The 13,356-nt window shown below is 56.8% G+C and carries 11 protein-coding genes, 1 pseudogene and 1 riboswitch; of the genes and pseudogenes, 4 read left to right on the forward strand and 8 right to left on the reverse strand.

The annotated features are described in order from the left end of the window. The first annotated feature begins 245 nt into the window (after positions 1–245). The gene (locus tag ACTH3D_RS05590; RefSeq protein ID WP_441666079.1) at positions 246–527 is read left to right on the forward strand and encodes a hypothetical protein; all 282 of its coding nucleotides are present in this window, start codon (positions 246–248) and stop codon (positions 525–527) included. 96 nt (positions 528–623) lie between these two features. Here the strand turns inward: ACTH3D_RS05590 and tenA are convergent, their stop codons facing one another. Beyond that, a complete protein-coding gene (tenA, locus tag ACTH3D_RS05595) occupies positions 624–1,292 on the reverse strand; it encodes a thiaminase II (protein WP_441666080.1) in 669 nt (222 codons plus the stop codon). Between the two features lie 102 nt (positions 1,293–1,394). Then, a riboswitch (TPP riboswitch) is annotated at positions 1,395–1,557 on the reverse strand. A gap of 134 nt (positions 1,558–1,691) precedes the next feature. Here tenA and ACTH3D_RS05600 point away from each other — a divergent pair. After that, positions 1,692–2,132 carry a YtoQ family protein gene (locus ACTH3D_RS05600; protein WP_441666081.1) on the forward strand — a complete coding sequence of 147 codons (441 nt, stop codon included), beginning with the start codon at positions 1,692–1,694 and terminating at the stop codon, positions 2,130–2,132. Positions 2,133–2,229: 97 nt separating this feature from the next. Here the strand turns inward: ACTH3D_RS05600 and ACTH3D_RS05605 are convergent, their stop codons facing one another. Both ACTH3D_RS05605 and ACTH3D_RS05610 read right to left on the reverse strand, forming a co-directional pair. After that, on the reverse strand, positions 2,230–5,355 hold the full coding sequence (locus ACTH3D_RS05605; protein ID WP_441666082.1) for an efflux RND transporter permease subunit: 3,126 nt from the start codon (positions 5,353–5,355) through the stop codon (positions 2,230–2,232). Then, a complete protein-coding gene (locus ACTH3D_RS05610; protein ID WP_441666083.1) occupies positions 5,355–6,347 on the reverse strand; it encodes an efflux RND transporter periplasmic adaptor subunit in 993 nt (330 codons plus the stop codon). Before ACTH3D_RS05610 ends, ACTH3D_RS05605 begins: the two co-directional genes overlap by 1 nt. A gap of 356 nt (positions 6,348–6,703) precedes the next feature. Here ACTH3D_RS05610 and ACTH3D_RS05615 point away from each other — a divergent pair, with 356 nt between their 5' ends. Further along, positions 6,704–7,879 (forward strand): NAD(P)/FAD-dependent oxidoreductase, encoded by a 1,176-nt coding sequence (locus ACTH3D_RS05615; protein ID WP_441666084.1) that lies wholly within the window; start codon positions 6,704–6,706, stop codon positions 7,877–7,879. 111 nt (positions 7,880–7,990) lie between these two features. On the opposite strand, the gene ACTH3D_RS05620 is transcribed toward ACTH3D_RS05615, so the two are convergent. The 5 genes from ACTH3D_RS05620 to ACTH3D_RS05640 all read right to left on the reverse strand — a co-directional run bounded on the left by ACTH3D_RS05620 (position 7,991) and on the right by ACTH3D_RS05640 (position 11,299). Then, positions 7,991–8,986 (reverse strand): diaminopimelate dehydrogenase, encoded by a 996-nt coding sequence (locus ACTH3D_RS05620; protein ID WP_441666085.1) that lies wholly within the window; start codon positions 8,984–8,986, stop codon positions 7,991–7,993. A gap of 66 nt (positions 8,987–9,052) precedes the next feature. Beyond that, positions 9,053–9,349, reverse strand: a complete 297-nt coding sequence (locus ACTH3D_RS05625) for a YqjK family protein (RefSeq protein ID WP_441666086.1) — start codon at positions 9,347–9,349, stop codon at positions 9,053–9,055. Next, complete coding sequence (locus ACTH3D_RS05630) at positions 9,333–9,731, reverse strand: phage holin family protein (protein WP_441666087.1); 399 nt, start codon at positions 9,729–9,731, stop codon at positions 9,333–9,335. The genes ACTH3D_RS05625 and ACTH3D_RS05630 overlap by 17 nt, the downstream gene beginning before the upstream one ends. Beyond that, positions 9,731–10,060 (reverse strand): DUF883 family protein, encoded by a 330-nt coding sequence (locus ACTH3D_RS05635; protein WP_441666088.1) that lies wholly within the window; start codon positions 10,058–10,060, stop codon positions 9,731–9,733. The genes ACTH3D_RS05630 and ACTH3D_RS05635 overlap by 1 nt, the downstream gene beginning before the upstream one ends. A gap of 96 nt (positions 10,061–10,156) precedes the next feature. Then, positions 10,157–11,299 (reverse strand): phospholipase A, encoded by a 1,143-nt coding sequence (locus tag ACTH3D_RS05640; protein ID WP_441666089.1) that lies wholly within the window; start codon positions 11,297–11,299, stop codon positions 10,157–10,159. A gap of 166 nt (positions 11,300–11,465) precedes the next feature. Here ACTH3D_RS05640 and ACTH3D_RS05645 point away from each other — a divergent pair. Beyond that, positions 11,466–13,356: pseudogene (locus tag ACTH3D_RS05645) on the forward strand (mechanosensitive channel MscK); the annotation flags it as partial.

Raw genomic sequence — 13,356 nt, forward strand, 5'->3', positions numbered from 1 at the left:
CCTCTTGGTTAGCCAGTTGGCCTGTATTCAAAGAATAAGTGCGTGTCGCACAAAGCGGCGTTAAAGGCGGAACGCTAACACGGTTTCGACGAAAGGATGAAACAATGGCCTTCGGTGTTGATTCAGGTCAAGGGCGCCCGCAAGGCGGCCGAGTATTTGCTGTCGGTTGGCGGTATTCTGGTTGCCTGATCCTTGCTGAATGCGTAAAAGCGTCTTTACCGCCAAATTTTACCTGAGGTTGAACCATGTCTTTTCACTTTCATCGCCATACATTTTACACCGTGCTAGTGGACTACATGGAGCAGTTCGGCTCCATGGCAGACAACCCTGAAAAGATTAAGTCTGCGCTGGAAAATACCGAGAGCATAATCGATTACTCGCTGGAAAAAATGGATATAGCGATTGACGCTGACGGGGCTGACTTGATCAGCAAGGTGGGCCTGCAGTGGCTGAGTTATGCCAAAGCTCACCCGGATGCTCCTCAGGGCTATGCCGCAACAGCCCAGAGTGTTTTGGAAGGTCAGTAATTCCCTGGTAGCCCTTAAAAACAGCAAGCGATGGCAAATAGATGGCCAAGAAAAATCCGACGCCAAGGCCGGATTTTTTATACAGGCGGTGGTGTTTCAGTCAGCCCGATCGAGTCCCATCTGCCAGAAGTCGATTTCCAGACGGGTAGCATCGCGGAAAGTGGTGGTCAGCTGTTCGAACCGTTCAGGCGTGACGTCGGCCAGGCGGGCGTCGAGCCAGGCAATTTCATCGTGCATTGCGCCCTGGAAGGCGTCGCTTTCATACATCTGTAGCCATTTATCAAAAGGGTTGGCCTCGCCGCGCACGGTGAACGGTTGTTTGGCCTGCCACTGTGAGATAACGCCATAGCCGACCAGGCAGGGGGCTAGGGCCACGTGCATATCGAGCAGGTCGCCGCGGTTGCCGGTGTCCAGCACATAGCGGGTATAGGCCATGGTGGCGCGAGATTCCGGCAGGGTGACCAGGTCACTTTCGGAGATGCCCCACTCGCGGCAGTAGTCGATATGCAGCTCAAGCTCGACGTCGATGATGGTTTTGAGGCCTTCCATGCTGTGGCGTAGTTCGGCCATATCGCGGCTTTTGTAAACGGCCAGCGCATAGGCGCGCCCGAAGTGCATCAGAAACAGGTAGTCCTGCTTGAGATAGTGGCGAAAGGCGTCGTCCTCTAACGTGCCGGCGGCCAGTTGACGCACGAATTCGTGCTCGATATAGGCGCGCCACTCGTCGGCGCAGGCGTCAGTCAGATCGGTAAAGCGATAGCTCATGAGAGTCTCCAGTCGTCAGGCTGATTCAGCCAGGTCAATCCGGAGGGTGTGCAGGCGATGGGAGAAGAAGGAGGGGGAGGCGCGGGAAGGGAAGTAGAAAACCCCGGCCTGCCGCCTGATTCCCTACGCCGGTTCACGTGTGGCCTTGGCCGCACTCACCCGGATCAGGTTCTACGGGACCAGCGCTGTGGGTCTTGCGATATCCTCATGATATCTCGACCCTGCGCCATCTCAGCCGGTTTCACCGGCACCCCGTCAAGCGAAAGCCGAGTCTAGCAGCTGGGTTTGCTGATAGGCAATTGGCATGGTGAAAAATTGGAAATGGTTTCCAGTAATATGTTGCATAGGTATGATAGCCCTTGTCTAGTCATTGATGTCATCACTGTTCAGGAGCCTGCCATGAGCTTTTACGTTTACCTTTCCGGCGAGATCCATACCGATTGGCGCGACGAGATTCGCCGCGGTGCTGAGGCCGCAGGGCTGGATATTGTCTTCACCTCCCCAGTCACCGATCACGATGCCAGCGACGCTGCCGGCGATATGCTGGGTGAGCAGGAGAAGCCGTTCTGGCGCGACCACCAGTCGTCAAAGGTCAATGCCATTCGCACCCGCACACTGATTGAGCAAAGCGACTTGGTGGTGGTGCGGTTTGGTGACAAGTACAAGCAGTGGAATGCGGCCTTTGATGCCGGCTACTGCTCCGCGCTGGCCAAGCCCTACGTGACCCTGCACGCCGAGGATATTGTGCATCCGCTCAAGGAGGTGGACGCCGATGCCATGGCCTGGGCGACAACAACCGATCAGATTGTTGAAATTCTGCGTTACGTCACCGCGGCGTGATGTAGCGCTTAACTTATTCGTGGGTCGTAAGAAACGGGGCCGACATTATGTCGGCCCTGTTTGTATTGTTGTCATGACAATCGTTGCTATGACGATATCAGAACGTGGAGGTCTGATCGGCGGGTGTGCGTTTCATTTCCGAGCGCAGGCGACGGGCGATGGCACCCGGTGAGCCGGTGCGTCGTGCCAGCATGTCGTAGGCTACAGGTACGATAAATAGCGTAAATAAGGTGGCGCTGGCGACCCCGCCAAAGATGACGACGCCAAGTACAAAGCGTGTTTCAGCACCGGCACCGCTTGAGACAATCAGTGGAATAGCTCCTGCCATGGTGGTGACTGCGGTCATTAATACTGGGCGCAAACGAGTGACGGAAGCCTCAACCAGTGCATCTTGGAATTCGCTGCCGGCATCGCGAAGTTGGTTGGCAAACTCGACGATCAGAATGCCGTTCTTAGTGGCCAAGCCGATTAGCATGACAAGCCCAATTTGGCTGTAAATATTGAGGCTTTGGCCCGTCAGCAGTAAACCAAGCAAAGCGCCGACCATGGCTAGAGGTACGGTAAGCATGATCACCAGCGGATGTACGAAGCTCTCAAACTGGCCAGCTAGCACTAGGAAGACCACCAACACACCGACGACTAGCAGGAAGGTCGTGGCACTGCCGGCCTCAAGATAGTCTCGGGCTGCGCCCTTGACGTCGGTTTGCACTTGATCGGGTAGTACGTCGCTGACAGCATTTTGTAGGTATTCGAGCGCTTCTCCCATGGGGTAGTCGTCGGCTAGGTCAGCCGAAATAGTGATAGCACGCAGTCGGTTATAGCGGCTGAGCTCGCTGGGGCCGGCGTAGTTGGTTAGACTGACTATGCTTGACAAGGGCACCAGCTCACCGGAGCGCGCTGAGCGCACCATCACACTTTCCAATGAGGAAGGACTAGGCAGGCTACCCTGTTCGGCTTCAAGGATGACATTGTATTCTTCACCGCCTTCCACAAATTGCGTCACGGTGCGCCCACCGAGTAATGTTTCCAAGGTGCTGCCGATTTCGCTGATGGTGACACCTAAGTCAGCGGCACGCGTTTTGTCGATATCGACCCTCAGCTGAGGCTGATTTTCCTTGTAGTCGCTATCAGGGTTGAGCAGGCGTGGATTGTCTTCACTGATATGCTTGATCAGAGTATCACGCCACTCGGCCAATTCTTCGTAGGTTCCTCCGGCTAGCACGAACTGCATGGACTGCTCCATACCACCACCAAACCCTCGGGACATGATGGGCATGGCGCGTACGCCAGGTAGCGCGGAAAGCTTAGCGCGTATTTCGCCCATGATTTCTTGAATTGGGCGTCTTTCGTTCCAGTCGGCTAAGCCAACAATGACGAAACCACTGTTGTAGCTTTCAATGGTGCCTCGGCCGCGTGGTGCGCGAACAACGATACGTTCAATCTCGCCACGCTCTAATAGCGGCATCAACCGAGCTTCGACTTCATCCATATAGTCGAGCATGTAATCGAAGGTAGCACCGGATGGCCCGTTAACTAGGATAAAGAAGTTACCGCGATCTTCTAGTGGTGTGTATTCGCGGGGCAGTTGAGCGTTGAGCCATAGCATAGCGCTGACCAATAGCACAAAGGCGGCGACTACTAACCAACGTAGCTTCAGAGTGACTATCAGCATGCGACGATACAGGTTTCGCGATATGTTCAGTAGCCACTGTACACCACGGGAAAGAGCGCTTTCCTGCAGATTTGGTTTGAGAACCTTTGAGGCCATCATTGGCGTTAAGGTCAGTGCCAATATCGTCGAAATCGCCACGGCAGCCGCCATGGTCAGAGCAAACTCAGAGAATAAGCGACCGATATCTCCCTGCATGAAGCCCAGTGGGACAAAAACGGCAATCAGTACCAATGATGTTGCAATAACGGCAAAGCCCATCTCATGGCTACCGCGCACCGCGGCCACCAGTGGCGTTTCGCCGAGTTCCTGCATACGCCGGTAAATGTTTTCCAGCATTACGATGGCGTCATCAACAATCAACCCGATAGCCAACACCATGGCCAGTAGCGTCAATAAGTTGATAGTAAATCCCATGGCTAGTAGTGCGACAAATGTGCCGATGAGAGCGATAGGTACAATAACCGCAGGTATCAGCGTGGTGCGCAGACTGCCTAGGAATAAGAAAATGGCTACGATAACCAATGCGATGGAAATCAGCAGGGTTTGAACCACCTGAGAAATAGCTTCTGCGACGAAGACCGATGAGTCATGGTTAACGGTCAGAGACATGCCTTCGGGCAGTCGCTGAGAGAGGCGTTCAGCTTCAGTACGCACCGCTTCAGACATGGCCAGTACGTTGGCAGTGGACTGTTTCATCATGCCAAGACCCACCATGGACTTACCGTTGCCACGAAACAGTGTGCGGGTCTCGACTGCGCCGATCTCGATGCGAGCCACATCGCCTAGTTTGACTAGGTAGCCGTTGTCATCGCGAGCCAGTGCTAAATTGCGAAAATCATCTGGACTATTGAAGCTGCGTGGCAATCGCAGTCGGAACTGTAGGTCTTGAGACTCGATGGAGCCGCTAGGTAGTTCGACGTTTTCTGCACGCAGCGTGTTTTCAATATCTTGTACCGTTAGGTCGCGGGCGGCTAGCGCGTTAGTGTCGATCCACACGCGCATGGCATATTCGTAACCGCCACCGATGATGACCTCAGAAACGCCTTCCTGTACCGATAAGCTATCTTGTAGATAACGTTTAGCGTAGTCGGTCAATTCGGAAATATCGTAGTTTTCGCCAGAGAGGCTGAGCCATAACACCACATCGGAATTAGCGTCGGCTTTACGTACCTCTGGTGAATCTGCCACGTCGGGCAGATTGTCTAGCGCGCTCGAGATGCGGTCGCGAATGTCGTTAGCTGCTGCATCGATATCTACGCCTAAGGCGAACTCGATGGTGATTCTGGAGTTGCCATCTGAGCTTGAAGAAGAAATGACCTCAATGCCGGAAATGCCTGATATTCGATCTTCCAGAGGTTGAGTAATACGGCTTTCAACCACGTCGGCCGATGCGCCAGCATAGCTGGTGCTGATACTGACGATTGGCGGATCAATTGACGGATATTCCTGAAGCGGAAGGCGCGTCAGGGCGAGTATGCCAAAGGCAATGATCAGCGCAGCGAGTACCGTGGCCAGTACTGGACGCTTGATAGAAAGCTCGGACATTTGCATCAGGTATCGCCCTCGATGCGGTTGGCTTCAAGTATCTGGCGTACCGAGGTTTTATGATCAGCGATGCCAATGAGCTGTACGGTAGCACCGTCACGAGTGCGGTCAGTACCATGACTGACCACCAGTTCATTCGGCTCAAGGCCGGATAGCACTTCTACCTCTCCGGGCCGACGCTGACCGGGCGTGATCTCGCGACGCTCAATGCCCATGTCATCTTCGTTGATGACTAGTACATGCTGCTGTAGGCCTTCAGCAATCAACGCGGACTCAGGCACCGTGGGGCTCTGTCGTGAGTCGCGCTCAATACTGACTTCCATCAGCATGCCAGGGCGCAGACGACGCTCGGGGTTGTCGAGCTCGGCGCGTACCATCACGCTGCGGCTGATCGGGTCGACCCGTGTGCCGATATTGGTGATGCTGCCTTGAAAGCTGGACTCTGGAAAGGCAGCACTGTGTGCATCAATCAGTGTGCCGAGTGTCAGTCGGCCTAGTTCGCGCTCGGGCAGGCTGATGTCTAGCTTCATGCGTTCGAGTTTGTCGAGAGTGACAAGCTCGGTGCCTGGTGTTACCAGAGTGCCGACGCTCAATTCGCGAAAGCCCACCACTCCGTCAAAAGGTGCGCTCAGGGTGTAGTTATCAAGTTGGGCCTGAATGCCAGCAATCGAGGCTTCAGCCTGGCGCAGTTGGGCGCTACTGTCTTCAACATCGGCAAGTGGCGCGAGGTTGCGTTCTTGCAGCTGTGCTAAACGGTTGACTACCGCCTGGCGCTCATCACGCAGTGCTTCTACAGCGCGTAAGTCCGCGCGGGTTTCTGCCGAGTTGAGCCGAATCAGCGTTGTGCCTTTGGCCACCTGTTCGCCGCCTTCGAAATCAAGCGCTTCAACAAGCGCCGTTACCGTGGCGGAGAGCGTGATGCTTTCCTCGGCTTTTAGCGTGCCTAGTGCACTTAAGGGATCAGACCATCTCGTGGTTTCAACTCGAGCCCCTATCACCGGCGTGGTTGTCTCCTCTGTTATGGCTTGCCGACCTGGCCGAGCAGACAGTGGCAAAGCGATTAACAGCAAACTGATCAGGCTGAATAAAAGGGTAGCGCGACGCCAACCTTCTGGCGCGAGTAAACTCATCATCATGCTGAACCCGATTGAAAGTGACAGTAATTGAGAACTGTAATTATTGAAAATCAACAGGTCTGACTGGTAGTGCTGCTTTAGTTCAAGCTTACCGATGTGCAACAGGCAGCACCATGGCAATACAGTGCAAGTTTATGGCTACTGCCTCTGCTAGAATGCGCGCCTTTGTGTTGTGGATACGCCTGCGGCCTGCCTGCGGGAAGCAGCGGGAGTTCAGTATGCATCATGACGTGGTTATCATTGGCGCCGGGGCGGCAGGGTTGATGTGTGCGCTGACCGCCGGTTATGCAGGGCGCCGTGTGTTGGTGATCGACCATGCTAACAAGGCCGGAAAAAAAATCCTGATGTCTGGCGGTGGGCGCTGTAATTTCACCAATCTGGCGACCGGCCCGGGTAACTTTTTCTCCGACAATCCGTATTTTTGCATTTCAGCGCTCAAGCGCTATCGCCCGGAGCATTTTGTCGAGCTGGTCGAGCGCCACGGGCTTGAGCATGTAGAAAAGGCCCCGGGCCAGCTGTTTTGTGCCGGCTCAGCTAAAGAGCTGCTGGCGATACTGCTGACAGAATGCGAGTGGGCCGGTGTGGAAATTTCGCTCAGTACCCGTGTTGAGCGTATCGAACGGCAAGGGGAGGGCATGCGCCTGATGACCTCCCGCGGGCGCATCGATGCCGGTGCAGTAGTCATTGCCAGTGGCGGTCTGTCGATTCCCACACTGGGCGCCAGCGGTTTTGGCTATGACATCGCGCGCCAGTTCGGGTTGTCAGTCACGGCCACACGCCCGGCACTGGTGCCTTTTACGCTGACGTCCCAGTGGAAGGAGCGCGCCGCCGCGCTGGCTGGCCTCAGCCATCCGGTCGCCGTGCGCTGTCGCGGCGGTGAATACCGCGAACCGATGCTGTTTACCCATCGCGGCCTGTCGGGGCCGGCCATGCTGCAGATTTCCAGCTACTGGCAGCCCGGTGATGCTTTGGATATCGACCTGCTACCCGGCGAAAATGCACTGGAAAGACTGACTCAGGCGCGTCAGCAAACGCCCAAGCGCCGGGTGTCTGGCTGGCTCGGCGAGCGGCTGCCCAAACGTCTGGCTCAGGCGCTGGTGGAGTGGCACGGTGACGACGCTGTACTGGCCGAGTGTTCCAACGCTGCACTGGCCCACTGGGCCGAGCGGCTGAACCACTGGCAGCTCAAACCCTCAGGCACTGAAGGCTGGCGCACGGCTGAAGTCACATTAGGCGGCGTGGACACCCAGGCCATCTCATCGAAGACGTTTGAAGTCAAAGACCTGCCACAGCTGCGTTTTATTGGCGAAGTGCTGGATGTCACAGGAGAGCTGGGCGGCTACAACTTCCAGTGGGCCTGGGCTTCCGGCGTAGCTTGCGGACTGGCGTTGTAACCTTTGGATGGGTCTTTATTGTTACGAGCAGTAGCTTCTACCACCAAACAAAAGCCCCGCCAGGCATTTGCATGGCGGGGCGTAAAGTCGCATCCAGTTGAAGGTCTGCTGTTACAGCAGTTCTTTGCGCAGCTGGGCGGGGTCTTTGGGAGAGAGCAGGCCGGGGGCGATATCGAATACGGTTCTGGCGCCGCTTTCGCCGGCTTGTGCCAGGCGGTGAACGGCGCGGGCGTACGCGACCAGGACGCTGGCGGTGAATTCCGGATTACTGCCCAGTGCCAGTGAGTATTCGATGGTCTGTTTGTGCTGATCAGGTTGGGTGCCGGTAAGGCCGCTGCGGATTACGAAGCCGCCGTGGGGCATGCTGCGATGGTCTTTTTCGAATGTTGCTTCATCGACAATATTCACCGTGGTATCGAAGTCGGCGAAGTAGTCCGGCATGGTCACGATGGTTTCGCGTACGCTGTCGGCATCGGCACCTTCGTCGAGCACGATAAAGCACTCGCGGGTGTGCTTCTCGCGGGTGCTCAGCGTGGGCTGTTCGCCGTTGCGCACGCGCTGCATGGCTGTTTCGGAGGGCAGGGTATATTGAACGCCTCTTTTTACGCCGGGCACGCGGCGCACGGCATCGGAATGCCCTTGGCTCAGGCCCTTGCCCCAGAAAGTGTAGGTTTCACCCTGCGGCAGAAGGGTTTCACCAAACAAGCGGTTAAGCGAGAACATGCCCGGGTCCCAGCCGCCGGACAGCATGGCGACGTAGCCGGCTTTTCTGGCTGGTGCGTCGAGGGCGGCGTGATGTTCGTTGACCTTGGCGTGGGTGTCGAAGCTGTTGACCGTATTGAAGAACTGCGCCAGATAGGGCCCCTGTTCGGGCAGGTCGGTTTTCGAGCCGCCGCACAGGATCATCACGTCCACGTCGTTCTGGAATTGCTCGACATCAGCCATCGCATGCACCGGCACGCGGGTGTCCAGCAGGCTGACGCTGGCCGGATCGCGGCGGCTGAATACTGCCACCAGACGCATGTCGGGATTTTGCATCAGTGCCGCTTCAACACCGCGGCCTAGATTACCGTAGCCGGCAATCGCCACTCTGATGGGCTGAGTCATGGAAAGTCCTTATTTGATGATTTGGCAGGAAAAGCGAAATAAAGGGGTGTGGATTTTTACCGGCGCTTAGCGTATCAGTTTCCGGGCGCGATCCAGGGTTAGGGCGCCGAATACCAGTTTTCTACCCAGCCTGAGTATACTGCCAGGGCGGCGCAACACGGGAATCAGTGCCAGGCCAGCGGTGGCTGCCAGCGGTATGCGCCATTGCCAGATGCGCTGTAGTCCCTGGTCGATGGGGGCTGTGCCTTGTCTCAGGCGGGCACAGTGGTACATCAACTCCAGCCGCTGCTGATAGATGCGTTCTTCAAGATCAACTTTGGTGTGCTGGCGCTTAGTGGAAGGCTTGTCAGCGCTGCGACTCATCGGGGGCCTCCAGTAGTGCGCGGTCTATGGCCAGGTGCTTGAGGGTGCTGGCCAGCAAGGTGCGCTTGCGCGCCATGCGAATGACCCAGGCCAGAGACAGCAGGCCGCTGACAATCAGGACTGCTGCTGAAACGCCGATAGCCGTCAGGCGATGGGTATCCCAGAACATCACAATCACCAGCGTAGTCAGGGCTCCAATGCCGAGCAGCAGCAGGATCAGGCCCAGGCCAATCAGGATTGCCATGATGACCAGGCGAGCACGCTCTTCCTCCAGCTCGATAATGGCGAGACGCAGCCGCGTCTCGCCAGTAGCCACCAGGTTGCCAAACAGTTGTTTGCCGGCATCCAGCACGCGCTGGGCCGGCCCCTGGTTCTGTGACATTAGCGGCGGCCGATCAGCATACCTATGACGACACCAACCCCGGCGCCGATACCGATACTGGTCCAGGGGTTGTCGCGCACGTAGCGGTCACAGGCATCAGCTTGGTCGGTGACCGTATCGCGGGCACTGTGGTAAAGCTCTTCGCCACGGGCTTCCAGACGGGCACGGGCTGCGGTAAGACGCTTTTCGGCGTTCTCGCGCATTTCTTTGATGTTGCTGCGCGAGTCGTCAGCAGTAGCTTTCAGCATCTCTTCAACCGTGTCGGTGAGGTGCTGAATATCCTCCTGCAGTTGATGGGTGCTGGGACGCTTGGATGAGCGATCTGCCATGGGTCATTTCCTCTTTGTCTTTGGTAGGTAATGTCTAACGGTGGCTGACACCTGCCAGCAAATCGTTGCTGGCAACATGGATAGCGACAGCAGTTATCAGTCGAAGGTTCCCGTAGTGTATAGCGGATTGAGACTGAATCCGATGCCCAGGCGCTGTACTTCACGGTTATAGTCAACCAGGTTGTCGCCGTAGCCGTAGTAATACTGGATGTGTCCGCGTATTTTGCCAAACAACGGCCAGGAGTAGTCAACCTGGGCGCCCATGTTGCCTTTGTCGATGTTGCCTCGCCACTTAACGGTGGCTTCCTGGCCACTCCCCAGCTGCCTGCCGACAATGATGTCGCCGTAGCCCTTGTAGTGATGGATATCGGGGTTATCGTCATCACTTCTGCGCTCAGGAATGCGCCAGTGTGGGGCCAGGGTGAGCGCCCAGTTATCCTTGACGAAGGTGGAGGACAGGGTAATCCGGTTCCAGCTACGCGACAGCGGGTTTGAGCGGCCGTTGGACTGGTGGTTTAGGCCGATACGGTTGTTGATGTTGGTCCAGCCAAGCAGGGTGGTGTTGTTATCGAAGTCAAGAAACAGCTCCGGCTCATAGTTGGTCTCACGAAATGGCGAAGAGGCGTCTGTATTGTACGCCTGCCACCAGCTGCGCTGGGTGTAGCCGAAGTACAGGTCGCCATTATCAAAGACCAGGTTTTCGGCCAAGGCAAACTTGGCGCTGAACTGGAACAGCATTTCAAGCCGGTCTGGGCTATGTTCGTCATCGATATATTTAAACGACTCAGCGTTTGGCGTGGTCGTATACGTCAACGGCAGCAAATAGTTGCGGCGGTGCGTGGTGATCGCCAGCGGGTTGTATTTGGACTCGGCCTCAAGCATCCGGCGCTTCACCACTGTTTCACTGAGGTTGGGCTCATGCTTGACGCCATCCCCATCCCCATCCTCATTGACCCTTGGCGTGGGCTTCTCAAGCACCAGTTCGTTGCTGATCGAGAGCTCTTCCGGGCTGCTACCCTGTGTCAGGAAAGGCTTGGCCGCGGTGTCGTCGCCAGGGCTTGCTGTTGGTTTGAGCTGCTGTCGGAGTGCTTGCAACTCGGCCTCAAGGCTTTCGATCCTGCTCTGTATGGCCTGCTGTTCTTCGCTATCCACAGAGCGGCTCTGGGCATGAGCGCTCAGAGATGGGGTGCTGACTAAAAGGGAAATAACGAGCACGTTGAGTAAACGTGGCGGGTTCATGAGAGAGCTGCTCTGGTTGGATGAGAATGCCGTTCTACCATGGTGTCGTGACAAGTCAACTTTTGCTGTGTGTGGTGATAGCAACATGCTGGCTGTCCTGTAATGATAGAGGGTCGAGTGTCGCCGCATTGCCAGTGACTTGCAAAACCGAGGGACGATATCTTACGTGAAGCATCTTTCACCACGTTTACCACGTCAGCTGTGGGAGTGTGTTTTTACCACCTGCCTGATTGTACTGCTTGCTTTTTCTAGTGTGGCTGGCGCTGCTGAGCTACCTGAGCGTGTAGCGCTTCAAGCGCGTCTTGACGAGCTGGTGGCTGCTCAAGGTGATACCCCGAGTGATGTTAGCAAGCGAGAGATCGATGCGCTGAAAACATCGCTCGATGACCTTGAGAAAATTGCCCAGATCAGACGCCAGCGCCTGGCGCTGGAAGACATGCTCGAGGCAACGCCTGGCGAGCTGAAGGAACTGAGCAGGCGCCTTGAACTAAGCGACGATGAGCAGAATATCACGGCCTCGCAGGATGCTCTCGAAGAGATGACGCTCGAGGAGTTGGAGCGGCAGCTGGCTGAAGTATCCGCACCGCTTCAGGAAGCACGGGAGAAGCTCTCGGAAACAGAAACTCGGCTGCTGGGGGCGCGAATTCTGCCGGAGCGCGCTCAGCAAATCATCACGGATGCCACCCATGACCTGGAGTCCTCGCGGGCTGCCATGGAAAAGTTGATTGCGGGTGGGGCCGATGAACTGGATCCTCAGCGTATCCAGCTGGTTGTGCAGCAGGCCTTGGCCGAAGCTCAGCTGGCCCTGAATCACCGTATGCTGGCCACGAACCCGCGGATAAACGAGCTGTCGAAACAGCGCCGCGACCTGCTGGAGCGCTGGGTGGCGAAAGAGGAAGCCCGGCAGTTGGTCATTCAGCGCAAGCTAGACCAGCGGCGTCGCGAGACGTCGGAAGCGGTTATTGCTGAGGTGGGCGATGGTGTGGTTGATGGCGTGATGTCAGTTCCCGCCATTGCCAGTGCCCTCCGGCGTAACCGCGAGCTTACCCTTGAGCTGCTGGAAGCCAACAGCCAGACCCGCGATATGTTGCGTGAGTCTCAGGAAGCGCAGCGTCAGTTGGACAAGATGCGTCAGGTCCAGCGCGGTTTGACGAATTACATTGAGGCCACCCGCGGCAGCACCCTGCTGTCACAAATTTTGCGGGAGCAGCGCAAGGCATTGCCCAAGGTCACGGCGCATGTCGTACTGAAGGATGACATTGCGGACCTGCGCCTAAAGCAGTTTGAGCTGGATCGTCAGCGTGATGAGCTGATGGCGTCGGCAAAAAATATCAGTGAGCAGATGGCGTCGGCGGTCAAGGATCCCGTGCAGCGTGAGCAGCGTCTGGCGTCCTTTGAGGAGCTGGTCGCCAAGCAGCGCAAGCTGATCGATGAGCTGGAGTCGGTCTATGGCGAGCAGCTGTCTGCGGCCATTGAGCTGCAGCTTGCTGAGCAGCAACTGCGTACACTCAGCGTCCGCTTGCAGGCGGCGATTGACAAGCAGTTGTTCTGGGTCGCCAATGCGGGGCCGTTGGATGCCGTTTGGCTGCGTCGTTTGCCTGAGCATCTGGCGGCAGAGTGGCGCTCCGGTGAGTGGCGGCGTGGTTTGCCTGCGTATTGGAAGTGGCCGGACTCCGGGGCCTTGGTAGGGGCGCCGGTATTATTGATCGCACTGGCGCTGCTGGGGTTCAGGCGACGGATTCAGGGGAATCTGCAGACGCTGCATGATCAGGTGGGGCGTTTTCGCTATGACAGCCAGTGGCATACACCCAAGGCCGTCGCGCTGACCTATCTGCTGGTGCTGCCCAGGCCGCTGATGCTACTGGCGCTCAGCTACTCCTTGCTGTTTGGGAGCGAGGGGGACGGGCAAGCCGTTGGCAGCATGCTGGCGCATGTGGCATTGGCATGGAGCCTGGTGGCTTGGCTGCGTGGTTTGCTGATGCCGGGAGGTGTAGCAATTCAGTACTTCCACTGGCCCAGCGACTATGCAAGGCAGCTACGTCGCTGGCTGCTGTGGC

The organism is Halomonas sp. (assembly GCF_052095765.1).
Classification (GTDB): domain Bacteria; phylum Pseudomonadota; class Gammaproteobacteria; order Pseudomonadales; family Halomonadaceae; genus Halomonas.

Excerpts from the sequence above, each read along its gene's own strand:
- ACTH3D_RS05590 (WP_441666079.1), top strand. The coding sequence starts at position 246 with ATGTCTTTTCACTTTCATCGCCATACATTTTACACCGTGCTAGTGGAC.
- tenA (WP_441666080.1), bottom strand. The coding sequence starts at position 1,292 with ATGAGCTATCGCTTTACCGATCTGACTGACGCCTGCGCCGACGAGTGG.
- ACTH3D_RS05600 (WP_441666081.1), top strand. The coding sequence starts at position 1,692 with ATGAGCTTTTACGTTTACCTTTCCGGCGAGATCCATACCGATTGGCGC.
- ACTH3D_RS05605 (WP_441666082.1), bottom strand. The coding sequence starts at position 5,355 with ATGCAAATGTCCGAGCTTTCTATCAAGCGTCCAGTACTGGCCACGGTA.
- ACTH3D_RS05615 (WP_441666084.1), top strand. The coding sequence starts at position 6,704 with ATGCATCATGACGTGGTTATCATTGGCGCCGGGGCGGCAGGGTTGATG.
- ACTH3D_RS05620 (WP_441666085.1), bottom strand. The coding sequence starts at position 8,986 with ATGACTCAGCCCATCAGAGTGGCGATTGCCGGCTACGGTAATCTAGGC.
- ACTH3D_RS05625 (WP_441666086.1), bottom strand. The coding sequence starts at position 9,349 with ATGAGTCGCAGCGCTGACAAGCCTTCCACTAAGCGCCAGCACACCAAA.
- ACTH3D_RS05630 (WP_441666087.1), bottom strand. The coding sequence starts at position 9,731 with ATGTCACAGAACCAGGGGCCGGCCCAGCGCGTGCTGGATGCCGGCAAA.
- ACTH3D_RS05635 (WP_441666088.1), bottom strand. The coding sequence starts at position 10,060 with ATGGCAGATCGCTCATCCAAGCGTCCCAGCACCCATCAACTGCAGGAG.
- ACTH3D_RS05640 (WP_441666089.1), bottom strand. The coding sequence starts at position 11,299 with ATGAACCCGCCACGTTTACTCAACGTGCTCGTTATTTCCCTTTTAGTC.